The sequence below is a fragment of the Gordonia sp. p3-SID1431 genome (assembly GCF_025143765.1).
Taxonomy (GTDB): Bacteria; Actinomycetota; Actinomycetes; order Mycobacteriales; family Mycobacteriaceae; genus Gordonia; species Gordonia hongkongensis.
In genome coordinates, this window is record NZ_JAMBDT010000006.1 from 20,839 (window position 1) to 46,906 (window position 26,068).

21 protein-coding genes are annotated in these 26,068 nt (G+C 67.3%); 13 read left to right on the top strand and 8 right to left on the bottom strand.

Annotated elements, in window-relative coordinates:
- Positions 1–69: 69 nt before the first annotated feature.
- The 5 genes from M4D77_RS03120 (at position 70) to M4D77_RS03140 (ending at position 6,952) form a co-directional block, all read left to right on the top strand.
- Complete coding sequence (locus M4D77_RS03120) at positions 70–948, top strand: TIGR03619 family F420-dependent LLM class oxidoreductase (RefSeq protein ID WP_065631365.1); 879 nt, start codon at positions 70–72, stop codon at positions 946–948.
- 166 nt (positions 949–1,114) lie between these two features.
- The gene (locus M4D77_RS03125; RefSeq protein ID WP_159369846.1) at positions 1,115–2,725 is read left to right on the top strand and encodes an ABC transporter substrate-binding protein; all 1,611 of its coding nucleotides are present in this window, start codon (positions 1,115–1,117) and stop codon (positions 2,723–2,725) included.
- Position 2,726: 1 nt separating this feature from the next.
- Positions 2,727–3,692 (top strand): ABC transporter permease, encoded by a 966-nt coding sequence (locus M4D77_RS03130; protein WP_159369845.1) that lies wholly within the window; start codon positions 2,727–2,729, stop codon positions 3,690–3,692.
- Positions 3,689–6,322: a dipeptide ABC transporter ATP-binding protein gene (locus M4D77_RS03135; RefSeq protein WP_259935531.1), complete on the top strand. Its 2,634-nt coding sequence runs from the start codon at positions 3,689–3,691 to the stop codon at positions 6,320–6,322. Before M4D77_RS03130 ends, M4D77_RS03135 begins: the two co-directional genes overlap by 4 nt.
- Before the next feature lie 117 nt (positions 6,323–6,439).
- Positions 6,440–6,952, top strand: a complete 513-nt coding sequence (locus tag M4D77_RS03140) for a GtrA family protein (protein ID WP_082652886.1) — start codon at positions 6,440–6,442, stop codon at positions 6,950–6,952.
- A gap of 48 nt (positions 6,953–7,000) precedes the next feature.
- On the opposite strand, the gene M4D77_RS03145 is transcribed toward M4D77_RS03140, so the two are convergent.
- Complete coding sequence (locus M4D77_RS03145) at positions 7,001–7,831, bottom strand: aldo/keto reductase (RefSeq protein WP_259935532.1); 831 nt, start codon at positions 7,829–7,831, stop codon at positions 7,001–7,003.
- 61 nt (positions 7,832–7,892) lie between these two features.
- Between M4D77_RS03145 and M4D77_RS03150 the strand changes: the two genes are divergently transcribed.
- On the top strand, positions 7,893–9,485 hold the full coding sequence (locus M4D77_RS03150) for an NAD(P)/FAD-dependent oxidoreductase (RefSeq protein WP_259935533.1): 1,593 nt from the start codon (positions 7,893–7,895) through the stop codon (positions 9,483–9,485).
- Between the two features lie 27 nt (positions 9,486–9,512).
- Here the strand turns inward: M4D77_RS03150 and M4D77_RS03155 are convergent, their stop codons facing one another.
- From M4D77_RS03155 to M4D77_RS03165, 3 genes are all read right to left on the bottom strand, one after another.
- Positions 9,513–9,830, bottom strand: a complete 318-nt coding sequence (locus M4D77_RS03155) for a hypothetical protein (protein ID WP_078111854.1) — start codon at positions 9,828–9,830, stop codon at positions 9,513–9,515.
- 77 nt (positions 9,831–9,907) lie between these two features.
- The gene (locus tag M4D77_RS03160; RefSeq protein WP_259935534.1) at positions 9,908–12,883 is read right to left on the bottom strand and encodes an RND family transporter; all 2,976 of its coding nucleotides are present in this window, start codon (positions 12,881–12,883) and stop codon (positions 9,908–9,910) included.
- On the bottom strand, positions 12,884–13,327 hold the full coding sequence (locus M4D77_RS03165; protein ID WP_259935535.1) for an MmpS family protein: 444 nt from the start codon (positions 13,325–13,327) through the stop codon (positions 12,884–12,886).
- A 288-nt stretch (positions 13,328–13,615) separates the two neighbouring features.
- Here M4D77_RS03165 and M4D77_RS03170 point away from each other — a divergent pair, with 288 nt between their 5' ends.
- Positions 13,616–14,176, top strand: coding sequence for a peroxidase-related enzyme (locus M4D77_RS03170; protein WP_259935536.1), 561 nt, complete (start codon positions 13,616–13,618; stop codon positions 14,174–14,176).
- A gap of 76 nt (positions 14,177–14,252) precedes the next feature.
- Here M4D77_RS03170 and M4D77_RS03175 read toward each other — a convergent pair whose 3' ends face one another.
- The gene (locus M4D77_RS03175; RefSeq protein WP_259935537.1) at positions 14,253–14,666 is read right to left on the bottom strand and encodes a hypothetical protein; all 414 of its coding nucleotides are present in this window, start codon (positions 14,664–14,666) and stop codon (positions 14,253–14,255) included.
- Between the two features lie 79 nt (positions 14,667–14,745).
- Entirely contained in the window at positions 14,746–15,309 is a 564-nt protein-coding gene (locus M4D77_RS03180) for an arginase family protein (protein WP_311199294.1), read from the bottom strand.
- A 36-nt stretch (positions 15,310–15,345) separates the two neighbouring features.
- Between M4D77_RS03180 and M4D77_RS03185 the strand changes: the two genes are divergently transcribed.
- Positions 15,346–15,972: a TetR/AcrR family transcriptional regulator gene (locus tag M4D77_RS03185; protein WP_259935539.1), complete on the top strand. Its 627-nt coding sequence runs from the start codon at positions 15,346–15,348 to the stop codon at positions 15,970–15,972.
- A 27-nt stretch (positions 15,973–15,999) separates the two neighbouring features.
- Here the strand turns inward: M4D77_RS03185 and M4D77_RS03190 are convergent, their stop codons facing one another.
- Entirely contained in the window at positions 16,000–16,908 is a 909-nt protein-coding gene (locus tag M4D77_RS03190; protein ID WP_137810763.1) for a diiron oxygenase, read from the bottom strand.
- 178 nt (positions 16,909–17,086) lie between these two features.
- On the opposite strand from M4D77_RS03190, the gene M4D77_RS03195 reads away from it, so the two are divergent.
- The 4 genes from M4D77_RS03195 (at position 17,087) to M4D77_RS03210 (ending at position 22,254) form a co-directional block, all read left to right on the top strand.
- The gene (locus tag M4D77_RS03195) at positions 17,087–18,511 is read left to right on the top strand and encodes an FAD-binding oxidoreductase (RefSeq protein ID WP_259935540.1); all 1,425 of its coding nucleotides are present in this window, start codon (positions 17,087–17,089) and stop codon (positions 18,509–18,511) included.
- 65 nt (positions 18,512–18,576) lie between these two features.
- Positions 18,577–19,338, top strand: a complete 762-nt coding sequence (locus M4D77_RS03200; protein WP_065631239.1) for a decaprenylphospho-beta-D-erythro-pentofuranosid-2-ulose 2-reductase — start codon at positions 18,577–18,579, stop codon at positions 19,336–19,338.
- 268 nt (positions 19,339–19,606) lie between these two features.
- Positions 19,607–21,469, top strand: a complete 1,863-nt coding sequence (locus M4D77_RS03205; RefSeq protein ID WP_249356504.1) for a galactan 5-O-arabinofuranosyltransferase — start codon at positions 19,607–19,609, stop codon at positions 21,467–21,469.
- A 5-nt stretch (positions 21,470–21,474) separates the two neighbouring features.
- Positions 21,475–22,254 (top strand): MBL fold metallo-hydrolase, encoded by a 780-nt coding sequence (locus M4D77_RS03210; protein WP_137810779.1) that lies wholly within the window; start codon positions 21,475–21,477, stop codon positions 22,252–22,254.
- A 24-nt stretch (positions 22,255–22,278) separates the two neighbouring features.
- Here the strand turns inward: M4D77_RS03210 and M4D77_RS03215 are convergent, their stop codons facing one another.
- Entirely contained in the window at positions 22,279–22,956 is a 678-nt protein-coding gene (locus tag M4D77_RS03215) for a nitroreductase (RefSeq protein ID WP_065631369.1), read from the bottom strand.
- Positions 22,957–23,281: 325 nt separating this feature from the next.
- Between M4D77_RS03215 and M4D77_RS03220 the strand changes: the two genes are divergently transcribed.
- Positions 23,282–25,885, top strand: a complete 2,604-nt coding sequence (locus M4D77_RS03220) for an AMP-binding protein (RefSeq protein ID WP_259935542.1) — start codon at positions 23,282–23,284, stop codon at positions 25,883–25,885.
- Positions 25,886–26,068 lie beyond the last annotated feature (183 nt).

The following is a 26,068-nucleotide window of genomic DNA, read 5'->3' on the forward strand; positions in this document are numbered from 1 at the left end:
AAGTCCATATCGAATAACTAGAACGTGTTCTACTGTGGACGGAGTTTCACTGCCGTCCCGAGGAGCATGATGCGGTTCACGTATGCCGAGGCCATGACCGATCCGTCGTACTACGCGCCGCTCGCGCAGGCCGCCGAAGCCGCGGGGTACGCCGGCTTCACCATTCCCGACTCGCTGGCCTATCCGGAGGAATCGGACGCGAAGTATCCGTACACCCCCGACGGCAATCGCGAGTTCCTCGACGGCAAGGCGTTCATCGAGACCTTCATCCAGGCCGCGGCGCTCGGCGCGGTCACCTCGACCATCCGCTTCACACCCTTCGTGGTGAAGCTGCCGGTCCGCCCGCCCGCGCTGGTCGCCAAGCAGGCCAGCTCGGTGGCGTACCTGACGAACAACCGCTTCGCGATGGGCGTCGGCACGAGTCCGTGGCCCGAGGACTACGACTTCATGGGCGTGGACTTCAAGCGCCGCGGCAAGCGGATGGACGAGTGCATGGACATCATCCGCGGCCTGACCACCGGCGAGTACTTCGAGTTCCACGGCGAGTTCTACGACATCCCCAAGATCAAGATGACCCCCGCGCCCACCGAACCGATCCCGCTACTCGTGGGCGGTCACGCCGACGCCGCGCTGCGTCGCGCGGTCATCCGCGGCGACGGTTGGATGCACGGTGGCGGTCCGCCCGAGGAGCTCGAGACGCTGCTGGACCGGATCAACGAGATCCGCATGGCCGAGGGAAAGACCAACGATCCGTTCGAGATCCACGTGATCTCCATGGACGCCTACACCGTCGACGGATGTAAGCGGCTGGAAGACAAGGGGATCACCGACGTGATCGTCGGTTTCCGGTTGCCGTATGTCATGGGCGACGACACCGAGCCGCTGCAGACCAAGATCGACCATCTGAACTGGTACGCCGACAACGTGATCGCCAAGGTCAACGGCTGATCGTCCTGCCTCTCCCGGTATTCTCCGCCCTGCCCTGGGGTATGGCACGGTTGCACCACCTGTACCGCTGGGGCACACTGCACAGCAGGGCGCCTCACGCATGCCGTGGCGCGGCCGACGTGCGGTGAGACTCCGAGGCGAACACTCGCCGGGCGGGAGGACAGTGATGACCGATTCGCCGAGCGGGTCGGTGTATTCATCTGTGCGCGAGCAGCTTCCGCCGCGCAGACCCGACGTTCTCGATCGCCGCGGGTTCCTTCGCGTCGCCGGTGTCGCCGGAACCGCCTTGCTGGGCACGTCCGTGCTGGCCGCATGCGGTGGTGGATCATCGGACACCGCCAGCACGATCAAGGCAGCCATCGCGGGTGAGCCCGATCAGCTCGATCCGCAGAAATCGAGTTCCTACTTCACGTTCGAGGTTCTCGAGAACGTCTTCGACACCCTCGTCGAGCCCGACGAGAAGCTGCAGATGCGGCCTGCCCTGGCCGAGAGCTGGGTGGTCGACGCCGACGGGTTGAACTGGGACTTCACCCTGCGCGACGGGGTCACGTTCCACAACGGCGACCCACTCACCGCGGCCGACGTCGAATACTCCTTCCGTCGGATCATCGACGAAGAGCTCTCCAACGCATACAAACTCGATGCCATCGCCTCGATCACCGCGCTCGACGAACGCCGGGTCAGGTTCACCGTCACCGCTCCCACGCCCAATCTCCTCACCAGCATCGGCGGGTTCAAGGGCCTGGCCATCGTGAACCGCCGCAACGTCGAATCCGGCGAGATCGCCACCACACCCGTGGGAACAGGCCCGTTCCGCTTCGTCTCCCGCTCCCCCGGCGCCTCGATCGTCCTCGCGGCCAACCCCGACTACTGGGGTGGCGCACCCGCCGTCGACGGGGTCCGCTACAGCTTCATCTCACAGGGCACCACCGCGGTGTCCGCACTACGGTCGGGTGAGATCGATTGGACCGACGCCATTCCCGCCCAGCAGCTCAGCATCCTGCGCCGCGACGACACACTCGATGTCGGGACCGTGGTCGCCAACGACTACTGGTACGTCACGATGAACTTCGACGCCCCACCGTTCGACGACACCCGGGTCCGCCAGGCGGTCGCGTATGCGATCGACCGGGACTCGATCGCGCAGGTCGTCGGATACGGGACCGCGACGCCCAACGAGCTCGCGATCCCCTCGACCAGTCCCTGGTTCGCACCCTACGACCGCTATACCGCCGGACTCGACCGCGACGCCGCCGTCGCGAACGCCAGAGACCTGCTCCGGCAGGCCGGCATCCGCGGACTCGACATGCGCCTGATGGTGACCACCGAGTATCCCGAGACGGTGACGGCGGCGCAGGTGATCGCGTCGAACCTCGCCGACGTCGGGATCGACGTGCGGATCGAACAACTCGACTTCGGCGCATGGCTCGATCGCCAGGCCGCCGGCGACTTCGACGCCCTGCTACTGGGCTGGCTGGGCAACATCGACCCGGACGACTTCTACTACGCCCAACACCATTCCGAGGGCACGTCGAACTCGCAGAAGTACTCGAACCCCGAGGTCGACGCGCTGTTGGACCGGGGCCGAACCGAACTCGACGTCGAGGCCCGCAAGCGGATCTACGCCGAGGCCGCGAGCATCATCGCCGACGACGTGAGCTACCTCTACCTCTACAACCCGTCGTCGACCCAGGCTTTTGTGACGCAGCTCCGGGGATATGTCGTCCGACCCGACAAGGCCATCCGGTTCCGCGATGCCCGGCTGGAGAGGAGCTGAGATGACCGCATTGCACTCGCCGCTGGCGCGCTTCATCATCGTGCGGCTGCTCTACACGGTCGCGGTGTTGCTCGGCGTGATCGTCGCGGTGTTCTTCCTGATGCAGGTCGTGCCCGGTGATCCCGTCCGCATCGCACTCGGCACCCGCTACACCCCGGAATCGTATGAGGCCCTGCGCAGCGCCTCCGGACTCGACCAGCCGCTCGCATCACAGCTGGTGAACTATGTCGGCAGTGCCTTCACCGGCGACCTGGGCGTCAGCTTCCGCAACAGCGAACCGGTCACGACGATGCTCTTCGATCGGCTTCCCGCCACCATCACACTCGCGACCGCGGCGATCGTCGTCGCATTGCTCATCGCCGTCCCTCTCGGTTTCTGGGCGGCACTGCGGGAAGGTCGGTTGGCCGACAACGTCATTCGCGTGGTGAGCCAGTTCGGGATCTCCGTGCCCGACTTCTGGATGGGCATCCTGCTGATCGGTCTCTTCTCCACCGCGCTCGGCTGGTTACCATCGGCCGGGTACCAACCCTTCGCCGACGACCCACTCGGTTGGCTCGAACACCTCGTGCTGCCGGCGATCACGGTCGGGGTGGTGACCGGGGCGATCATGACGCGCTACGTGCGCTCGTCGGTGCTCGACGTGGTGAACGCACCGTTCGTGACGACGGCCGAATCAAAAGGGCTGAGCACCAAGCGTGTTCTCCTCGATCACGTCGGACGCAACGCGCTCGTACCCGTGCTGACCATCTCCGGTATCCAGTTCGCAGGTCTGCTCGGTGGTGTCATCGTCGTGGAGGTCGTGTTCGCCTGGCCCGGACTGGGTCTGCTGGTCTACGACTCGGTCGCCGCGCGCGACTACCCGGTCCTACAGGGTGCGATCCTGCTCATCGCGGTGATCTTCCTGGTCGTCAACCTCGTCGTCGACATCCTCTACGCCGTCATCGATCCCAGGATTCGACTGTCATGACCCTCACCTCACCCGACCCGCCGGAGCCCGGTACCGGAGTCGACGACGAACCGGCCGGCACCGAGCTCAACAGCGGAACGTCGACCGATTCGGCCTGGCGATTGCTGCTACGCAACCGCACCTCGGTGATCGGGCTGATCATCATCGCAGTCGTCCTCGTGTGCGCGGTGTTCGGTCCGCTCATCGCTCCATACGGCGCCAACGAGATCGACGTCCCGAATGCGCTGCAGGCACCCAGTTGGTCCCATCTCTTCGGGACCGACGACCTGGGTCGCGACGTCTTCTCCCGGGTGGTGCTCGCCGCGTCGGTGAGCATGCGCGTGGCGGTCATCGCAGTGGCGATCTCCCTCACCGTCGGCGTGATCCTCGGTATGGTCGCCGGTTTCGCCGGTGGCGTCCTCGACACCGCGCTCATGCGGATCGTCGATGTGGTCTTCTCTTTCCCGGTACTGCTACTCGCGCTGGCCATCGTCGCCATCCTGGGACCGGGAGTCACCTCGGCGATGATCGCGATCGGCGTCGTCTACATACCGATCTTCGCCCGGGTGGCGCGCGCCGACACCCTGCGTGTGCGACAGACCCAGTACGTCCAGGCGTCACGCACGATGGGTGTGGGGACATCGGCCATCCTCATGCGGCATGTGCTGCCCAACATCTCGGGTCCGGTCATCGTCCAGACCTCCATCTCGCTCGCGTTCGCGATCCTGTCGGAGGCGGCGCTGTCGTTCCTCGGTCTCGGCGTCCAGCCGCCGGACCCGTCGTGGGGCCGGATGCTCTTCGACGCACAGGGGTTCATCACCACCGCCTGGTGGATGGGCGTGTTCCCCGGTCTGGCGATCCTCGTGACGGTCTTCGCATTCAACCTCGTCGGCGACGGCGTACGCGATGTGCTCGACCCGCGCCAGCGCACGCTGCTGCGCAACCGCGGGTACGAACGCAAGTCGCCGACGGTGACCACACCGTCGACCTCGAAACACGTCGACTCCGACGGATCGGTGCTGCGCGTAAAGGACCTCGTCGTCGGTGTCGGTCCGCGAGAGATCGTGCACGGCATCAGTTTCTCGGTCGCGCCGGGTGAGACGCTCGGGATCGTCGGGGAGAGCGGTTCGGGCAAGTCACTGAGCGTGTTGTCGGCGACCGGGCTCTTCGACGCGCCCAGCGCGTACGTCCGCGGGTCGGCCCGCCTCGGTGACACCGAAATAGTCGGCGCCACACCGGCGAAACTCCGGGCCCTCCACGGTTCGCGAGTCGGCTTCGTTTTCCAGGACCCGTCGTCGAGCCTCAATCCCCTGCTCACCGTCGAACAACAACTGACCGAGGGTCCGCGCCGGCATCTCGGCCTCTCGCGGGGCGAGGCGCGCGAACGGGCCCTTACCCTGCTGCGCGACGTGAACCTGCCCGACCCCGAAAGCCGTTTGCGCGCATACCCGCATCAGTTGTCCGGCGGCCAACGGCAGCGCGTCATGATCGCGATCGCGTTGGCCTGCGATCCGGAACTCCTCATCGCCGACGAGGCCACCACCGCACTCGACGTGACCACGCAGGCACAGATCATCGACCTCGTCGCGAAACTACAGCGCGAGCGCGGTATGGCGGTGGTCTGGATCAGCCACGACCTCGGCGTCATCGGGCGGATCGCCGACCGGGTGATGGTGCTGCGATCCGGCCGGATCGTCGAGAGCAATGACGTCACAACGCTGTTCGACGACCCGCAGGACGAGTACAGCCGCACACTGCTGGACTCACGTCCGCTGTTGAGCAAGGTCACCGAACGTGATGGCGCGTCGCCTCTTCAGAAGCGAACCCACGCCGACCCACTGCTCCGCGTCACGGGGCTGGGCGTCGACTATGTGGTCCGCGGCCCGTCGGGGCGCCGGGTGGTGCACGCCGCCGACGGGGTGGACCTGCAGGTCGCTCGTGGCCGGACGCTCGGGATCGTCGGCGAATCGGGATCGGGGAAGTCGACCGTGGCCGGCGTCATCACCGGCCTCATCACGTCCGCCCAGGGCACGACGGTGCGGGGCAGCGTGACCGTCACCCTCGACGGCCGGCGGGTCGAGGCCATCGGGGCACGCGGTGCCGACGAGGCCCTGCTCCGACGCCGCGTCGCCATGGTGTTCCAGGACCCGGCCGCCTCGCTCGATCCGCGGATGACGGTGGCGGCGTCGATCGCCGAACCGCTGCGGACGCACGGCCTCACCGACGGCCGGGACGGCACGCGGAGTCGTGCCGAAGAGTTGCTCGCCGACGTCAGCCTCGACGCGTCATACCTCGACCGCTATCCGCACGAGATGTCCGGCGGCCAGCGGCAGCGGGTGAGCATCGCCCGCGCGCTGGCGTCCGACCCGGAGGTCCTGATCCTGGACGAGTCGACGGCGTCGCTCGACGTGTCGGTGCAGGCCAGCGTCCTCGACCTGCTCGCCGAGCTCCAGCGTCAGAAGGGGCTGACGTACCTGTTCATCGCGCACGACCTGGCCGTCGTCGAGCAGATCAGCGACACCGTCGCGGTGATGCAGGACGGGAAGGTCGTGGAGAGTGGACCGGCGTCGACCATCCTCCACGACCCCGCGACCGACTACACCCGCGCGTTGCTCGCGGCCATCCCGCCGGAGGTCCCGCAGCGGGCCTGACCCGTCGACTGTGCGTCCGATCTCGTCGACTGTGCGCTGGTTTTCGTCGACTGTGCGTCGAAACCCCGCAACGCCCGTCGGCACGGTAGCCAGGACATCGTCGGCTAGGGTGTCAGCGTGTCTCGACCCGACCCTGGTGACCACGTCCGCGATGACGAAGAACCGAGCCACGAGGACTTCGCCACGCGCCATGCGCCGATGCCGATCGAGCTGCCCCTCGACGACGAAGAGGCGTCGACGAATGTCGGCCTGAAGACCCAGCTGGTGCGCTTCGTCATCACCGGCGGGTTCTCCGGGCTGCTGGACTTCGGGCTGACGATCCTCCTGCAATACGGTCTGGACGTCCCGTTCTGGCCCGCGAAATCCGCCGGGTTCATCCTCGGCACCACCGTCGCGTACCTACTGAACCGTCGATGGACATTCCGAGCCGAACCGAGCATGGCGCGGTTCGTGTCGGTCGTCGCGCTCTACGTGGTGACCTACTTCGTCAACGTCGGCATCTACACGCTTCTGTCGCATGCCTGGCAGGAAACGCTGCTGTACAGCTTCGCGGCGTACGTTGTCGCCCAAGGCACGGCGACGGTCATCAACTTCGTCGTCCAGCGGATGGTCATCTTCAAGATCCGCTGACCCGAGAACGCACGGTCAACGAAAGCGGACGCCCAGTCGACGGGCGGGTCAGAACTCCTCGTCGACGTCGGAGTCACGGGCGGCGCGCTCACCGCGGTCGAGGGTGGCGAGTTCGGCCAGGTCGGCGGGGTCGAGAGCGAAGTCGAACAGGTCGGCGTTCTCCACCTGGCGGCCGGTGTGCGACGACTTCGGGACGACGCTGATGCCGTTCTGCACCGACCAACGCAATGCGATCTGCGTCGGCGACTTGCCGTATTTGCGCGCGATCCGGAGGATGACCGGGTCGGCGAGCAGGCCTTCCTTGCGGCCGGTCGGATGCCACGCCTGAGCATGAACACCCTTGTCGGACATGAACTCCCGCAACTCGGTCCGTGGCAGTGAGGGAGAGCACTGGATTTGATTCAGAACCGGCCATCGTCCCGTCTCGTCGAAGAGCATCTGCAGGTGGTGCTGTTTGAAGTTCGAGACGCCGGGTGTGCGGACGTATCCCTCGTCGGCGAGCGTGAGCAGCGCTTTCCAGGAGTCGACGGTGCGGCCCAGGCTGGGGCACGGCCAGTGGATGAGGTACACGTCGATATGCGCGACACCGAGTCGGCGAGCGCTCTCCTTGGCCGCGTTGATCGCCTCGTCGAAACCCTGGTCGCCGCCGCTCAACTTGGTCTGCACGACGATCTCCTCGCGCGGGACGCCGGTCCCGTGCAGCCCCATCCCGACACTCAGCTCATTGCTGTACCGGGGCGCGGTGTCGAGGAGGCGGTATCCGGACTTGATCGCCGAGCTGACGGCACTGACGGCCGGCCGGCCGAGCATGTTGTAGGTGCCGAGCCCCACCAGGGGGATCGAGGTGCCGTTGCTGAGCTCGACCGAGGGGATGTCCACCGCATCAGGATATGTCGACAACCACATCCTGCGCCGCCGGTCGATCTGGAACGCTTGACCGATGAGCACCGGAGACGACGCGTCGTACGACGACATCGTGGTGGGCGCGGGACACAACGGCCTCACGGCTGCCGCCTACCTCGCTCGTGCCGGCCGGCGTGTGCTCGTCCTCGAGAAGGCCGACCACGTCGGCGGCGCCACGGTGTCGGCGACACCGTTCGCCGGTCTCTCCGCGCGCCTGTCGCGGTATTCGTACCTGGTCTCATTGATGCCGCGCGAGATCATTGCCGACCTCGACCTCGACGTCACACTCATCCGACGCCGCTATTCGTCGTACACGCCCCTGCCGTCGGATCCGGCGCGCGGCATCCTCGTCGACAACCTCGATGACGATGCGACGGCCGCGTCGTTCCGGCGGGTGACCGGCTCCGACCTCGGCTTCACCGCGTGGCAGTCGTTCTACCGTCGGCTCGGCGTGGTCGCCGACCGCGTCTTCCCGACCATGACCCAGCCGTTGCGGACCGCCGCCGACATGCACGACCTCGTCGTCGGCCCAGGCAAGTCCACCACCGACACGTCGACCGCCGAACTGTGGGAGGCGCTCACCACGCTGCCGCTGGGTTCGCTGCTCCGTCAGTACTTCGACGACGACCTGATCCGCGGGATCGCCGCCACCGACGGACTCATCGGCACCTTCGCCGACCTCGATGATCCGTCCCTGCGCCAGAACATCTGCTTCCTGTACCACGTGATCGGCGGCGGAACCGGCGACTGGGACGTCCCGGTCGGCGGGATGGGCGCGGTGTCGGGTGCGCTCTACCAGGCGGCGACCTCGGCGGGAGCCGAGATCAGAACGGGCGTCGAGATCACCGGCGTCGATCCCGGCGACGGGACCGTCGAGACGACGAGCGGCACCTTCCGCGGTTCGATGCTCTATGCCGCGTGCGCGCCGCAGGTGTTCAACACGTTCCTCGACGGGACGCCGATCCCCTGCGAGCCGGACGCCCGCGGGTCGCAACTCAAGATCAACCTGCTGCTCGACCGGTTGCCGCGACTCCGCGACGGGTCGACCCCGCCCGCGTCGGCCTTCGCCGGGACCTTTCACATCAACCAGACCGCCACCCAGCTGCACGACGCGTGGCGGCAAGCAAATCGTGGTGAGGTGCCGGAAGTCCCGCCGTGCGAGATCTACTGCCACACGCTCACCGACCCGTCGATCCTGGGCCCGGAGCTCGCAGGCAAACACACGCTGACGCTCTTCGGGATGCACATGCCATCAGAGGTGTTCGACGAACCCGGTGCCGTCGAGCACGCTGTCGGCGCGACCTTCGCCTCGCTGAATTCGGTGTTGGGGGAACCGATCCAGTCGGTGATCGCGCACGATGCGAACGGCCGGCCGTGCATCGAGGCGAAGACCCCGCAGGACCTCGAGGACGCCGTCGGACTGCCCGGCGGGCACATCTTCCACCGGCCGTTGCAATGGCCGTGGGCCGAGACCGTGTCGGAAGTCGGCCAGTGGGGCGTGGAGACCCCGCATCCGCGACTTCTGTTGTGCGGCGCGGGCGCTCGCCGCGGCGGCGGGGTCAGCGGTATCCCCGGCCGTAACGCCGCGGCGGCGGTCCTGGGTGCGGGCGCGCTCGCGTTGCCTCGTTAGACATCACGGCCGGACCTCCACACCCGGTCAGTCACCCTCGATCTTCTGCGCATTCGCCCACCGGCGTCCCGGGTCGCCGCCCCACGCATCCCAGGCCACGCGTCCCGCTGACGGGAAGCCGTCCTCGCCGTTGTTGAACCCGGTCGCGTTCTTGTCCACCTCGTGGCGAGAGAAGTAGTTGCGCATCTTCTTGATCTGGTCGTCGTCGACGTCCTTGCCGTCGGCCAACTGGTGGGCCCGATGGCGGCCGGTGTCGGTGAACCCCTTACCCGCCTTGCCGTCGTCGATCCATCGCACCGCGCGCTGGGCAGCCTCTTGGACGTCCTTCGGTGGCTTGTGACTCATCTGCCGCGCTCCTGTTGTCGGGTCGTGAGATATCTGCGTGCCCGAGGGCGCTTGGCGTCAAACCCGTCGACGGGGCCCTACGGGCGCATCTCGGCGAGGGGACGGTCATCGGCGATGGTCGTCGTAGCCCGATCCGCTACTCGCGCAGGCAGCGACACGAACGGCGTCGGCCACCAGAACCAGCGACCGGACAAACGCGCGATGGCCGGCATCACCAGCGTGCGGACGAGGAGCGTGTCGATCAGCAGTCCGATCGCCACGGTCGTGCCGATCTGCGCGACGTTGTGGACGTAGCTGGCGAGCATGGCCAGCATCGTGATCCCGACGGTGAGGCCGGCCTGGGTGACCACGCTGCCCGTACCGACCATCGCGCGGATCAGACCGGTTCCACCGCCCGCGCCGTACTCCTCACGAAAACGGCTGACCAGCAACATGTTGTAGTCGGCACCCACGGCGACCAGAAAGGTGAACGCGATGGGCGCGACCGACCAGTGCAGCGGACTACCGATGAGACCCTGCCACAGGAACACTGACACCCCCATCGCGGACAGGTAGGAAAGCCCGACGGTCCCGATCACGGCGAGTGCCGCGACGAGGCTGCGCAGCAGGAACAGGACGACGCAGAACACGAAGGCGAAGGCGGCGACGACGATCGCGATGAAGTCCTCGTGCGCGAACGACTCCATGTTGAGGAGCATGCCGCCCGGCCCGCCGATGCTGACGGTCGATCCGGCGAGCGATGTGTTCTTGATCGCCGCGAGTGACGTCGGGATCACCTCCGCGCTCACGTCCATCGCGTCGCGGCTGAAACCTTCGCGCTGCGGGGTGACGATCATCCGCGTCGCCTTGCCGTCATCGGAGAAGTAGTACGGGATACCGCTCTGGAAGAGCGGGCTCTCCAACGCCTGGCTGGGCAGGAAGAAGGCGCCGGCGGCGGGGCTGCCCGCCGAGTAGGCGCCACTGACCTCGTCGAGGAAGTCGGTGATCTCGCCGACCTGCGGGAGCAGCGCACCCAGTGTCGTGCGCAAGGGGCCGATCAGCTCGCGGATGTCGGTGACCGTGGCGCGCAGCGTCGGGATCTGCGCGGCGGCGGTGGGCAACGCGCCACTCAGGGAGCGGGTGCCGCCGGCGAGATCCCGGACCGATTCGCGCAGTGCCGGAACGTCATCGAGAACAGACAGCCCGCTCAGTGCGGTGCGGCATGCGTCGACGTCCCGGCACTGCGGAACCGATTCGACGAGTCCACGCACCGGTGCGATCCCCGCCGACAGTTCGTCGACCTTGGTGAGCGTCGACTCGCTCGTGCGCCGCAATTGCGCAGTGGCATCGGACAAGGATCCCGCGCCGGCCGCCCCTTGCTGCAGCGCGGTGTCGAGGCCGTCGATGGCGGTGTCCAGACGATCGACCGTTACGCCGATCGCGTCGAGATCGGTGATCCGATCGCGCAGAAGCGATGTCATCTGACCGAAGCGGCTACCGATGTACCCGGCCTGCGACGTGAGAGTCCCTTGGTCGAGGGTCTGCCCGAGGGGGCGGGTGATCCCCTGGACCGCGTTCACCCCGTCGATCGAGGCGACGGCGTCGGTCATCTGCGCGAGAGCGACCAGATCCGCCGCATTGCGCATGTCATGGTCGGACTCGACGATGAGCACGCTCGGCGCCATGATGTTGGGCGGCAGGTGCCTATCTGCCGCAGCGAATCCCACGTTCGCCGGTGAGTCCGCCGGCTGGGCGCGACGTTCGTTGTAGCTCGGCGCGTACATGGCGAGCGGGACGATCATGACCGCGAGCACCGCGAGTGCGGCCGCGAGCACCGGAGCCGGCCATCGAGCGACGGTGGTTCCGATCCGGCGCCAGCGTCGTGGCGACGCCGACTCGCGCGGCTCCACGAACCCGAGCCTGGTGGCGAGGGCCAGGACCGCGGGGCCGAGGGTGAGCGCAGCCGCGAGGGTGATGAGAATGGCTATGGTGCACGGCAATCCGGAGGTGCTGAACATCGCCAGACGCGTTGCCGCGAGGCACGCCATCGCACCGGCCACTGTCAGCGCCGACGCCACAACGATGTGCTGTACGCCGGCCAGTGCGTCGTAGTAGGCGTCTTCGGGGTCACGTCCCTTTCGGCGCGCCTCCTGATATCGGCCCACCAGGAAGATCCCGTAGTTGGTGCCCGCGCCCAGGACGATCACCGCCGACAGTGCTGCCGCGAAGATCGAGACCTTGATGATCTCGTTCTCCGCCAGGAACGAGATGGTCGCGCGGGCCACGGCCAACGCCAGCCCCACCCCGAGAAGCGGGACCATCGCGGTGACCACGGACCGGTAGACGAGCAGCAGCACGGCACCGACCAGCAACGCGCACACCGACACCAGCAGGATGATGGAGTCGTTGATCGCGACCATCTCGTCGTTGACGACGGCCGACGGCCCGGTGACGTGCACGTCGATGCCGGGTGGCGGCGTCGACGCGGCGATGGTGTCACGCGCTGCCTGGGTCGATTCCATGGCGAGCGCGGTGCCCATGTTGCCGGCGAGGTTCACCAGGACGTAGGCGACGTGGCCGTCGGCACTCTGCGCGGCCGGGGCGAGGTCGGGGTTCGACCACAGGTCCATCGCAGAGTTGACGTGCTCGGTGTCCGCGGTCAACTCGGCCAACAGGTCGGTGTAGTACGTACGGGATTCGGGCCCAAGGGGTTCGTCGCCCTCCATCAGGACGTAGACGAAGTTGTTGCTGCCCCCGCCGCCGAAGTACTCACCCATCTTGACGAGCGCCTGCACGGACGACGCCTCGTCGGGCAGGAAGGACTGCGCATGTTCGGTGACCGTCGATTCCAGTTGCGATACAACGATGTTGAGACCACCTGCGATGAGAAGCCAGATGACGATGACCGGTACCGAACACGCGTAGAGAAATCGCGCGAATCGTGGCCGCGAGGAGTCGCGACGCATCACGTCGAAACGTACGGGCCGCCGGATCTCCACGGCGAGCCCCTGGCGAAGTCGAGCGAACCGCTCGCGTGCGTTGACCATCGAAGGCTCCCCGTCGTCGGTGTTCATCTACGCCACCGGGACCAGACACTTGGCGACCGTACTGCCGTCGGCGCCCGTACCGGCCTGGCGTACGCGCTCGAATCCGTTGACCCGCACCGCACATGACACCGTCCCGCGGCCCGATGACTGGGTCAGGACCCCGACGGACGTCGTCAGTTCCCGGGTACGGAGAATCACTCGCCACGGAACGGACACCTTGTCGTCGACGACCCGTCCCCCGGGCTCGATGTAGGACACCCGCGCTGACGAGCCCGCCGGGCCGGTCACCACGTACTCGATCGACTTGTCGCGCACGACGCCCGCCTCAGGCGCCGCCGGCGAGTGGCCAGTCGCCCGGTCGGGGATCTCACTCAGGCGCAGCTTGCCGACGTAGAACGCCGACACGGACATCACCGCGATGACCACCCACACGATCCACCACGAGCCTGCATACGCAACGGACTTCTTCATCGGACCCCCATCGACATCAGGCATCCGCGCCTCGACCTGGCCTTATGCCTGCCGAGCCGCGTTCTGCCTGCCAGTGGCAGGGACTCTATATGTGACATCGCACGTTGGCAAGGTCCACCGAACGCCCGCGTCTTTGCTTCGAAGCCATCCGACGCGGACCTCCGCCATGAACTCCATGCGTGATGGCCGTGACCCCTTCTTCCGGGGGTGGTGAGTCACGTCGCAAGGCGCGACCATGGACTCCTCGCGAAGCGAGCAGGGTGCGCCCCTGTGACGGAAGGCCTTGCCATGACCACGAGCCGATTCCCCTTGACCGAACTCGCCGACCTGCCGGATGACCTTCGCGATCGCATCCACCCCATCGCGGAGAAGTCTGGTTTCGTCCCCAACATCTTTCGCGCGCTGGGGCATCGCCCGAACGAGCTACGAGCGTTCCTCGACTATCACGACGTCCTGATGGAGGAACCGGGCCCGCTGTCGAAAGCCGAACGCGAGTTGGTCGTCGTCGCCTCGTCCGGAGCGAACAGATGCATCTACTGCGTCGTCGCCCACGGCGCCATCCTGCGCGTGCGATCCAAGGATCCACACCTCTCCGATCACGTGGCAACCAACCCTGCCGGAGCGGTCCTGGATGAGCGTCAGCGCGCGATCGTCGATCTCACTCTCGCCCTGACCAGGACCCCAGAACTGTTCGCGGACAGCGACATGGCTCGCGCCCGGCAAGCGGGGCTCACCGATTACGAGATCTGGGACGTCGGGGCGATCACTGCGTTCTTCGCCGCGTCGAACCGACTCGCACACCTGACGGCGGTGGCACCCAATCACGAGTTCTATTCCATGGGTCGGTGACTCGGGACACGGCCGGATCAGCTCACCGCGGATCGAGCCGGTACAGACGCAAGTGAGCGGGTGTCACCACACGGGGCTAGGTGGAGCTCAGTGCCGAGACGAGCACCGACACGAGCCTGGGTATCGCGGTTCGATCTGCCGACGCATGCGCCGGGTCGAGCTGCCCGATCGACAACCCCCAGCGGTCGGGATCTTGTAGCAGCGCGCCGAGTGCCTGTCCGAGTATCGCGATGGTCGGCCCGCTGTTTCGGCCGTTCACGTTCTCGGCGATCGGCGCGTCCAGAAAGTCGAGTACGTCGACATCGAGATGCACCAGGAACGGTCCGGACGCCAGAATCCGGCGGGCGTCGGCGGCCGCACCTCGGGGGTCGTCGCAGAGCGCGGTCTGATCGACGACCGCGATTCTGTGTTCTGCAGCCTGTCCGCGTTCCCAATCAGTTGTTTCTCGACTCAGATCAACGCCGAGGTAGACCAGCTCCGACGGCTGCACAACGGTGTGCGGTACATCAGATCGACCAACTCCGGCGCGGCCCCCTCGAGACCCAGCGCGTGTGCCATCCCCATCCAGCTCAGTGAGCCCTCCGTCGTCGAGCGGGGGGTGTTGAGATCCAGATGCCGGTCGATGTAGACGAGCTGGGCCGTTCTCCGGCACGTGCCATCGCGTCACAGAGTCCGACGGCGACTGTGCAGCTTCCGCCGAGCACGAGCAGACGTTGCTCCGCTGCGAGCAGGCTCGCCGCAGCGGTGGAAAGCTCGACGAGTGCATCCGCCTCTTCGCCGAGGTTCTGCGCGAACGGTCGCTCACGGTCGGGAAACCACAGCCGCGTCGTCAGATCGCCGGCATCGACGACGTCCGTGCCCGACGCCCGCAGCTGTTCGACAAGGCCGGCAGCTCGCAACGCGCCGGGCGCTCGTTCTACACCCACGCAGTAGGCGCCGGCACTACTGGGCACACCCAGCACGGTCGTTCTCATCGAGTGCCGTCGACCGGACTGGCGTGGGCTGGCTCCATGGCACCCATCGTCGCAGAATGAATCGCCCGTCGGACGCCCAGATCGGAACACAACCGTGAAGATCCGAAGCCGACGTCCTGGCCGACCCGCCGCCCGGCTCGCACATGAGGGCGAGGTCATGCCACGTCACGAACGCGGTGAGCCATAATCGCGGGCATGCAGAAGCCGGCTTGCCCGATCCGACGCCGGACCGCGCCCGAGGTCCGTGAAGCTCTGCTCGTCGCGGCTGTCGCCGAACTCGACGAGGCCGGACCCGAGAACGCGAGCCTGCGTGCGATCGCCCGCCGGGTGGGTATCACGCATCAGTCGGTGGCCCACCACTTCGCCGATCGTCGGGCGTTGTTCACCGCGGTCGCGGTACGCGGTTTCGACAACCTCCACACCGAACACATGCGCGCGCTCGAGCAGCTGCCGGACGACGCCCCGCTCGGCGAGGCCGTCGCCACGCTGGGGCAGGTCTACGTCCGATTCGCGCGTGACAACCGCGCCACGGTCACGCTGATGATGGGCTCACGACTCGTCGACAACAAGGCGCCCGACCTGGTCGCGGCACGGGCGCGCGGATGGGAGTTGCACACGCGCACCGTCTCCGACGCCGCCGACCACGGTTGGGGCGGCGGCGTGCCCGGCAACCTCATCGCCGTCGCAACCTTCGCCATGGCGCACGGCCTGGCCGCACTGGAGACCGACTTCGCCGACCAATTGCCCGACGGCACCGGCATCGAAGACCTGCTCTCGCTGGTCAACGCCGCGATCATCACTCCGCCGCACCAGGATTCGTGATCGCCGGGGACGTTCGGCACCGGCCCGTCAGAGCATGTGCACCTTGCGGTAGATGCGCGCCGCGGGCCGGGTGAGCAGACCCACCTCGTCGAGGAAGCCCATCAAGTGCGCGCAACCCGAGCGGACCATCGACTGGAAATGGTGGTTGCGGCGCATCTCTCCGACCGCCCGACGGTGGTCCAGACCGGCGTCGGCGTAGGCCTTCGGGCGGACGAGGCTGACGAGGATGTAGGACACGGCCATCGCGGTGATCACCGAACTGAGTTGTCGCCGAATCCAACTGGCGTCCGCCATGGACTGGCGCACCTCTTCACGCGCGAAACGCATGTGGCGAGATTCCTCGAGGACGTGGATCTCGTTGACGGTGCGCACGAGCGGCAGCACCCGATCGTCACGCATGCAGCCACGCTGCAGCACGTCCAGGACTTCCTCGGCGGCAAGGATTCCGGCGTAGGCGACTTCACTGCCCGCGACGCGCATGAACAACTTGCCGAAGCGACCCAGGCGCGGGTGCGGCGTGTAGCTGGTCCCGGTCAGCTTGTACGACGTCTTGGCGAACATGAGCGAGTGCCGACACTCGTCGGCGACCTCGGTCAGGGCGAACTGGAACTCCGGGCGGTGGTAGTCGCCGAGGTACTGATCGCGGATCACCATCTCCTGCAGCATCATCTCGAACCAGATGCCGATGCTCATGATCGACGCCGTCTCGTGCCGGGTGAGGGCGATCCGCTGCTGCTCGGTCATCTCATCCCAGTAGGCCGTTCCATAGAGAGTCGACCACTCCGGGCTGCAGCCGTACTTGTCCTTCTCGAGCGGCGCATCCCAGTCGATCTCGGTCAGTGCATTGCGCGACAACCGCGCGGCAGATGCCAGCAGGCGCTGCGACACCTCGTCGATTCCGTCGTCGGAACGGGTCACATCTCTGAGCGCTTCCATGCCGGGCTCCTCGTCGTGCGCGGTATTACGTCTGTGATTCATGCCACCACGGATCGTGCCATCAGTCAATGGTGCGTTTCTCGATGGCATCGACGGGGCGCTCGACCCGCGGTACGACTCCGCCTCCCCTCGGCATGACGGTCGGTGCGCGAACCCCGCCCAGGTAATCTCTCTAGCGATGTCTACTGAAGAGTTGCTGCCGATCACGACCCGCAAGCTGGTGGGTTGGTCTCGCACCACCCCGATCGAGGGTCACGTCCTGTCCACGCCGTATCCCGAGGTCATCGCCGAGGCGGTGGCCCGCGTGGCCGACGACAACGCGGACAAGCCGGACTACCTCAAGCGCGGTGTCATCGCCCGCGGGCTGGGCCGCTCGTACAACGAGTCGGGCCAGAACAGTGGCGGCCTCACCATCGACATGACCCCACTGACCAGGATTTACGCGATCGACGACGAGTCGGCCACGGTCGACCTCGACGCCGGCGTCTCGCTGGACACGCTCATGCAGGCGGCGCTCCCCCACGGCTTGTGGGTCCCGGTGCTCCCGGGTACCCGACAGGTGACGGTGGGCGGCGCGATCGCGCACGACATCCACGGGAAGAACCACCACAGCCAGGGCAGCTTCGGCAACCACGTCGTCGAAATGCAACTGCTCGTCGCCGACGGCCGCATCCTCGCCCTCACGCCGGGCGGCTCGGCCGACGACCCGAACGGCGAACTCTTCTGGGCGACCATCGGCGGCATCGGACTGACGGGCATCGTGTTGCGCGCCAAGATCCAGATGAAGCGCACCGAAAGCGCCTACTTCATCGCCGACACCGCGCGCACCGGCTCGCTCCAAGAGACCCTCGACCTGCATCTCCAGGACGGATTCGAGGACGGATACGAGTACGCCTCGGGCTGGTTCGACACCATCAGCGCGCCGCCGAAGCTCGGCCGCGGCACGTTCTCCCGGGGCAATCTCGCCCGCGTCGACGAACTGCCGGAGAAGTACCGCGACAACCCGCTGTCGTTCAACAACAAGCCACTGGTCCGCTTCCCGGACATCTTCCCGCGCGGGCTCGCCAACAAGCTCAGCTTCTCGGCGGTCGGCGAGGCGTACTACCGGATCGGACCGCCCAGTGAGGGCAAGGTCAAGAATCTCGCGCAGTTCTACCACATGCTCGACGTGTTCGGTGACTGGAACAACGCCTACGGACGCGGCGGCGGTTTCTGCCAGTACCAGTTCATCGTGCCGACCGGCAACGAGGGCGAGTTCACCGCGCTCATCGAGGACATCCAGGCGTCTGGCCATGTCAGCTTCCTCAACGTCATCAAGCTCTTCGGCGAGGGCAATCGCGCGCCCCTGAGCTTCCCGTTCAAGGGGTGGAACGTCTGCCTCGACTTCCCGGTCAAGGCCGGCCTCGCCGAGTTCCTCAACGAGCTCGACCGCCGCGTCATGGCGATGGGCGGCCGCCTCTACACCGCCAAGGACTCGCGCACCTCGGCCGAGAACTTCCACGCCATGTACCCGGAGATCGATGTCTGGATCGCGACGCGTCGTCGCATCGACCCCAACCGGGTGTTCATGTCGGACATGGGTCGGCGACTCGAACTCGCCTGACCGACTGCCCTTTTCGACGCGCCGCACGCGCACCCGACCTCTACGTCACCGAAAGCGAGTACACAATGATCAACGCCGTGGGCGTCCCACAGTCCATCCTGGTCCTGGGCGGCAGCTCCGAGATCGGGCTCGCCATCACCGCGGAGTACCTCAGCAAGGGCCCCGCGCGGGTCATCCTCGCCACCCTGCCGGGTGATCCCACCGCCGACGCGGCGGTGGAGAAGGCCAAGAACGCCGGCGCCACCGAGGTCACGCAGATCGACTTCGACGCCCGCGCCACCGACACGCACCGGGCGGTCATCGACAAGGCGTTCGCCGACGGTGACGTCGACGTCGCGATCGTCGCCTTCGGCATCCAGGGTGACGACGAGCAGGCCTGGCAGGACCACGGTCTCGCGGTCGCCGAAGCCGAGATCAACTACACTGCAGCCGTTTCCGTCGGGGTGCTGCTGGGCGAGAAGTTCAAGGCGCAGGGGCACGGACAGATCATCGCGATGAGCTCCGTCGCCGGCGAGCGCGTCCGCCGCAGCAACTTCGTCTACGGCTCCACCAAGGCCGGACTCGACGGCTTCTACCTCGGGCTCGGAGAGGCGCTGCGCCCCTTCGGTGCTCGCGTCCTCGTCATCCGTCCCGGCCAGGTGCGCACCCGGTTGTCGGCGCATGTCAAGGAAGCGCCGCTCACGGTCGACAAGGAGGACGTGGGTCGCCTCGCGGTGGCCGCGGCCACCAAGGGCAAGGAGATCGTCTGGGTGCCGGGGCCGTTCCGCTACATCATGATGGTGCTCCGCCACATCCCGCGTCCGATCTTCCGCAAGCTGCCGATCTGATCGCTGAATCGCCCAATCGCTGAACAGCAGAGTCTGAGTGGACGTGATGAACCGACCTGACCCTTCGAGACGTCCCTCCGCAAGCTCCGGGACTCCTCAGGGAGCGGGGGGAGAGTCGCCCACCGCACCTCAGGGAGCCGGGGGAGAGTCGCCAACCGCACCTCAGGGAGCGGGGGAAGCCTCGCCGGCCGACCTTCGAAGTACAACAGGCTACGGGCGGGCCGTCCTGTCACTGCTGATCGCCGTGGTGGTCGGCGGGTTGGTGTCGATGGCGGGACTGACGGCCATCGGGACCGTCGAGTGGCCGGCGTTCAACTCCTCCAACGTGACCCGGTCGCTGACGACCGCCGGACAGGTGCTGGCGATCGCCATCCTGGTGGTCGCCGCACTGCTCTATCGCTACGGCAAGGGCCGACTGCTGGTGCCGGTGCTGTCGGCGGCCGCGATGTCCGGCTTCGTCACGGTGACCATCGGAATGCCGCTGGGCGCGACACGTCTCTACCTCTTCGGACTCTCGGTCGACCAGGAGTTCCGCACCGAGTACCTCACCCGCATGACGTCGAGCCCGCACCTGGCGGACATGACCTACACCGATCTGCCGCCCTACTACCCAGCCGGTTGGTTCTGGTGGGGCGGCCGGTTCGCGAACCTGCTCGGCCAACCCGGCTGGGAGGCCTACAAGACCTGGGCGATCGTGTCGATGGCGGTGGCCGCGGCCGTCGGCGTCGTCCTGTTCATCCGCATGTTCGGGGCGGATCGCGGTGTCGCGCTCGGCCTCGCGGTCACCACCGTAACGTTGCTGTACGCCTCGCCGGAGCCGTATGCGGCCATTCTGGTGCTGATCGGCGTACCCATGCTGATCACGCTGACCTACGCGCTGCGCGGACGAACCCGTGCCGCCGACGGACCCGTGGGTCCGCTCTTCGGCGCGACGAGTTGGCCTGCGGTGGCGGCGTCCGGTGTGTTCCTGGGGATCTCGGCCGCTACCTACACGCTCTACACCGGACTGTTCGCCCTCTCAGCTGTCCTGCTGGCCGGTTACTTCGCCGTCCAAGGCTGGCTGAGCGCGTCGAACAAGGCCACTCCGTCGGCCACGGTGACCAGCCGCCGGCGCGGTGTCGTGCTCGCTGTGATCGGTCGTCTGGTCGCCGTCGGGGTCATCTCCGGCCTGATCGCCCTGCTGGTGTGGGCGCCCTACCTGTGGGCCCGCCTGACCAACACGCCCGCCAGCGGCGGTACCGCCGAACACTATCTGCCCGAACGCGGTTCGGTGCTGCCGCTGCCGATGTTCGGGCTGAACCTCGTGGGCGCGATCACGATGATCGGCCTCCTCTGGATTCTGCTGCGCTTCCGCACCCGCACCGTCGCACTGGCCATGGGCGTCACGGTGGTGACGGTCTATCTTTTCTGCCTGCTGTCGATGCTGATGACCGCCCTGGGCACGACCCTGCTCTCGTTCCGTCTCGAGCCGATCCTGGTGGCCACACTGAGCGCGGCGGGCGTCTTCGGTGTCGTCGACCTCGCGCATGCGGCGGTACGGCGCTTCGGTGACGTTCGTGTGGTCGTCGGCGCACTCGCCGTCCTCTCGGCAATCGCGATGGCACAGAGCATCCCGGGTCATCTCGCCACCGAGATCACCACCGCCTACACCGACACCGACGGATACGGCGAACGCGCCGACGCCCGCCCGGCGGGTGCCGAATCCTATTTCGCGGAGCTGGACAAGCTGATCGGTGAACAGACCGGCCGGCCGCGCACCGAAAACGTCGTCCTCACCGCCGACTTCGGTTTCCTGTCGATCTACCCGTATTGGGGATTCCAGGGACTCACCTCGCACTACGCGAACCCGCTGGCCGAATTCGACAAGCGCGCAGCCGCGATCGAGCGTTGGGCGAAGAGCGAGAACGCCGACCAGCTCGTCGACGCGCTCGACCGATCCCCCTGGACCCCGCCGAATGTCTTCCTGTTCCGTTACAGCGCAGACGGTTACACGCTCCGCCTCGCCGAGGACGTCTATCCCAACGATCCGAACGTGAAACGCTACACGGTCACATTCGACCCGGCGGTGTTCGACGACCCGCGCTTCGAGGTCACCGAGCGCGGTCCGTTCGTCCTCGTCGTCCGGAAGTGACGATGATGCGACTCCCGTTCCGTACCGCGCGACCGATGACGATCACCCGGGTCGACGGCGATTCGTCGACAACCCATTTCGTCTCCACCGACGTCGTGAACTGGGTGCTGCTCGAGCAGGACGGCGAGCTGACGCTCATCGACGGCGGTTATCCGGGCCAGGCCGCCCAGGTCGTCGAGTCCATCGAACGGATCGGCCGCAAGCCCGAGGACGTACGTGGCGCGCTCCTCACCCATGCTCACGTCGACCACCTGGGTGGTCTCGTCAAGCTGCAGGCGCAGTACGGGTTCGACGTCTACATGGACCCGGTCGAGGTGGATCACGCGCTGCGCCATCACCTCCAGCAGGCGAACGCGCTCGATCTCGCCCCGCAGGTGGCGAATCCCCGCCTGTGGGCGTGGCTGGCCAAGACCACTCCGCTCGGCGTCCTCAGCCGCGCGGGTCTCGCGCGGGCGTCGGGGTTCTCCACCGATGGGCACCGACCGCTCGACCTCCCGGGCGCACCGGTCCCCGTGGCGAGCCCCGGCCACACCGACGGCCACAGCGCCTACCTCGTCGCCGACGGCCGCGCCTTGGTGTCCGGCGACGCACTGGTGAGCGGACACGAGATCTCGTCGATCACCGGCCCGCAGTGCATCCCGTCGCTCTTCCAGCACGACGAACCCACCGCGCGACGCAGCGTCGAACGGTTCACCGACCTCGACGCCGACATCCTGCTCCCGGGCCACGGCCCGATTCATCACGGGGGCGTGGCCGCGGCCGCGCGTGCGGCGCTGTCACGCTGAGCCCCGGCAGGATCAGCCCCACCGCTACTCGAAGCCGACGAACGTCGCGGCCTCGGCGACCGACTTGCGTTCGGAGACCACCGCATTGGCCGGGAAGGTCTCATCCGGCCAGCCGAGCGCGATGCTCTTCATGATCACCTGATCGTCGGGGATCCCGGCGTGCTCGCGAACCACGGGCGACTGCATGATGCCCTGGCTGTTGATGACCGCGCCGAGACCGCGCGACCAGGCGGCGTTGACCAGCGCATTCGAGACCGCGCCGCAATCGAACGGGGTGTCGTCGCTGCCGTCGAGGATGCGGTCGTAGGTCACGATCACGCAGACCGGGGCGTCGAACTGACGGAACCCCCGCAGCACCCAGTCCTGCCGCATCTCCATGTCCTCGCGGGCGATGCCCATCGCGCCGAACAGTTGCTTCGCAACCTGGACCTGACGGTCGCGGTGCGTTCCGGTGAACTTCTCCGCGCCCGTCCGGAACTCTCGCGAATGGGGAACGCCGGCCAGGTTGCGCTCGGTGTTGCCCGCGCGGATGCGATCCAACGGTTCGCCCGTGATCACGTGGAAGTTCCACGGTTGTGTGTTCATCGACGACGGGGCTCGCATGGCGAGGGTGAGGATCTCCTCGATGAGCTCCCGAGGCACGGGGTCGGAGGTGAACCCGCGGGTGCTGCGACGTCCCAAGACCACTTCGTCGTACTGCATCGTCGATCTCTCCTCGCACGCCTCGAACACCCGTCGTCGCGGACGGCGATGCAGGACCACACCGTCCGACGACCGGTGAACACGTTACCGCCGACCGGCCGGATGTCTCCGCTTCCGGTGTCATGCCCGGCCGACCAGGCCGCTTCCGTACTCCCACCCGCTCCGATCGTGCTCCTTCGCGCGACTAAGGGTAGGTTTGCCAGGCAAGCTGTCGGGACCGGAGGAGGGGCCGAGTCCCGCGCGGCGTGGCACCGTTGCCCGGGCTCGAGTTCGCCTGGCCCGTCCATGACCGTCGACGTTTCCCGCTCCGCGGAAGTTTGAGGACATGAACAGCCATAACCCTCCCGAAGCCCGGGTGACTCCCACCGGCGCCACGGTCGTCACCGACCTTCCGGGCGTCGACGCCGCCGACACCGCCGCGGCCCGATGGCGAGCCGTCGCCGCGGTACGTGGCGAGGCCGTCGCACTCCAGACCCCCGAGCAGTCGATCACGTTCGCCGACGCCGCCTCCCGGGTCGACGACCTCGCGCGCACGATCGTCGCCACCACCGATCCGGACCGACCCGTCGCGGTGGAGATCGAATCCGACATCGACTCGGTGATCGGGATGCTGGCGGTGCTGTGTTCGGGACGCCCCCTCGTCCTTCTCGACCCGTTCCTGCCGCCGGACCGACGCGAGGTCGTGCTGGAACGGTCCGGTGCCCATGTCCTGGACACCGCAGCCGATGCCCGAGAACCAGGTCAGACGCGTATCGCGGACCAGCCCGGTCCTGACGATCCGGCGGTCCTGCTGTTCACCTCGGGCTCGACCGGCACCCCCAAAGGCGTGGTGCTGGCGCAGAAGATGCCGGTCAACCACGCCCGGGACGGCCGTCGCTTCCTCGGCATGCGACCCGACGACCGCGCCGTCGTCCTACTGCCCCTCAGCTTCGGCGGCGGCCTCGACGCGCTCGCGATGAGCTTGCTCAACGGGTCGACCATGCTGCTCTGGGATGTCCGCCGCCGCACCACGACCGGGCTTCGGGACTGGCTTGTCGCACAGGAGGCGACCACCGCGCACTGCACCCCGTCGCTGCTGCGATCCTGGCTGGGTGAGCTGTCGGCCGACGACGCCGTCGAATCCCTGCGACTGCTGTCGACCTGCGGTGAGCCGACGCACCGCGCCGACATCCAGCTGGCCCGCGACACGATCCTGACCGACGGAGTCTTCTGTTGCTGGGCAGGCGCATCGGAGGTCGGCAACCTGGCCTTCAACCTGTTCCCGCCTGAGCGGGACGTCGAGCCCGGCGCCATCCCCGTGGGCGTGCCGGCGTCGGACAAGCACGTCCGGATCGTCGACGCGGACGGGAACGATCTGCCGGTCGGCAGCACGGGCGAGGTCATCGTCGAATCCGCCCATGTAGCGTCCGGTTACCACCAGGATCCGGAGCTGACGGCGACGCGCTTCATCGGGTTGCACGACGGCCGGACACGTTATCGCACCGGCGATCTCGGACGCTTCGACGAGTCCGGCGAACTCGCGCTCCTCGGGCGCAGTGATGACGCGATCAAGATCCGCGGGTACCTCGTCGAACCGCTCGAGGTGGAAGCCGCCATCCGCGCGCTGCCCTGGACCACCGACGCGGTCGTCACCGCCAACCGCGACGAGGCACGGCTCACCGCCCACGTCGCCGTGGACCCCGAGAAGTGGTCACCCTCCCCGGCCGAGATCCGGCAGGAGCTCGGGAAGACGTTGACCCCGTGGATGATTCCGCGCGACATCATCGTGCTCGCCGAACTTCCGCGCAACGAGCGCGGCAAGGTGGACCGGGCGGCCATGCCTTCGCCGCCCGCACGTCCGGATCACGAACCGCCCAGCGGGATGACCGAGATGGCGCTGCACCGGTTCTGGTGCCAGATCCTCGGCCTCGAATCCATCGGCCGGAACGAGGATTTCGTCGAACTCGGCGGCGACTCGCTGGCCGCCGCGAAGATGCTGGCCGAGGTGCAGCATCACCTCCAGCTGGACGTCAACACCGCGATGCTCGCCGAGGCGCCGACCATCGCGCTGTTCGCCCAGCGCATCGAGTCGGCCGCGAAGGAGCGGTCGGCGAACGCGTCGGGGGCCACCCTCATCCCGCTGCGACAGGGCACGGGCCGGCCGATCTTCCTGGTGGCCGGCGCCGGTAGCCTGGCGACCAGCCTCACCCCGGTCGTCCGAGCACTGCAGACCGACCGGCCGGTCTACGCGATCCAGTCGCGTGGCGTCGAAAAGCGCGGCCGCGCTGATCATTCCGTGCGCGCCGCGGCACGACGCGCGATCGCCGACATGCGATCGGTGCAACCACACGGTCCGTACCAGGTCGGCGGCTACTCGCTGGGCGGGTTCGTCGCGATGGAGGTCGCGGCGCAGCTGACCAAGGCCGGCGAGACATGTGATCCAGTCGTCGTGCTGGACTCGCTCTTCGACCCGGCACTGGCCAAGCGGGTTCGTGGTGAGAAGGTCGGGATCGTCGGACGCCTGCGTGCGCTGCGCGGCGGCACCCGCGACACCGCCCTGCCCGACCGCACCGGGGACGACCCCACGCCTGCCCGCGAACCGCTCCCCCAGCGAATCGTGAAGGAGCTCGCGCTGGCCGTCCTCGTCCCCACCGCGGGGATGGTCGAGCTCCCGACGCCGGTTCAGTGGATCGTGTTCTTCCGGTTGGGCACCAGGATGATCCGCCGGTACCGACCCCGGGAGTACGCGGGTCCCGTCGGCGTCATCCGCGCCCGCACCAATCCCGATGACCCGGGCCTGTGGCGGCGGATGTCGACCGGCGCCGTGACCTTTCACGACGTCTCCGGCGACCACATCTCGATGATCCGCGCACCCCACGCCGCCGACACCGCCAGGGCGATCGACGAGGTGATCGGATCCGCTGCTCCCTCCGCTACAGCCGCCCCCTGAGGAGCCCTGCGCTCTCTGAGCTGAGGGAGCGAGTCGACGCCCCCTCTGCTCCCTGAGGAGCGAACTTGCGAGCGTCACGAAGGGTCTCTCGAGTCGTCTCACCAGGACCCTTCGAGGCTCGTCGCTATCGCTCCTCGCACCTCAGGGAGCAATGGGTGTCGCTTCTTTCGGATCATGGAGGGT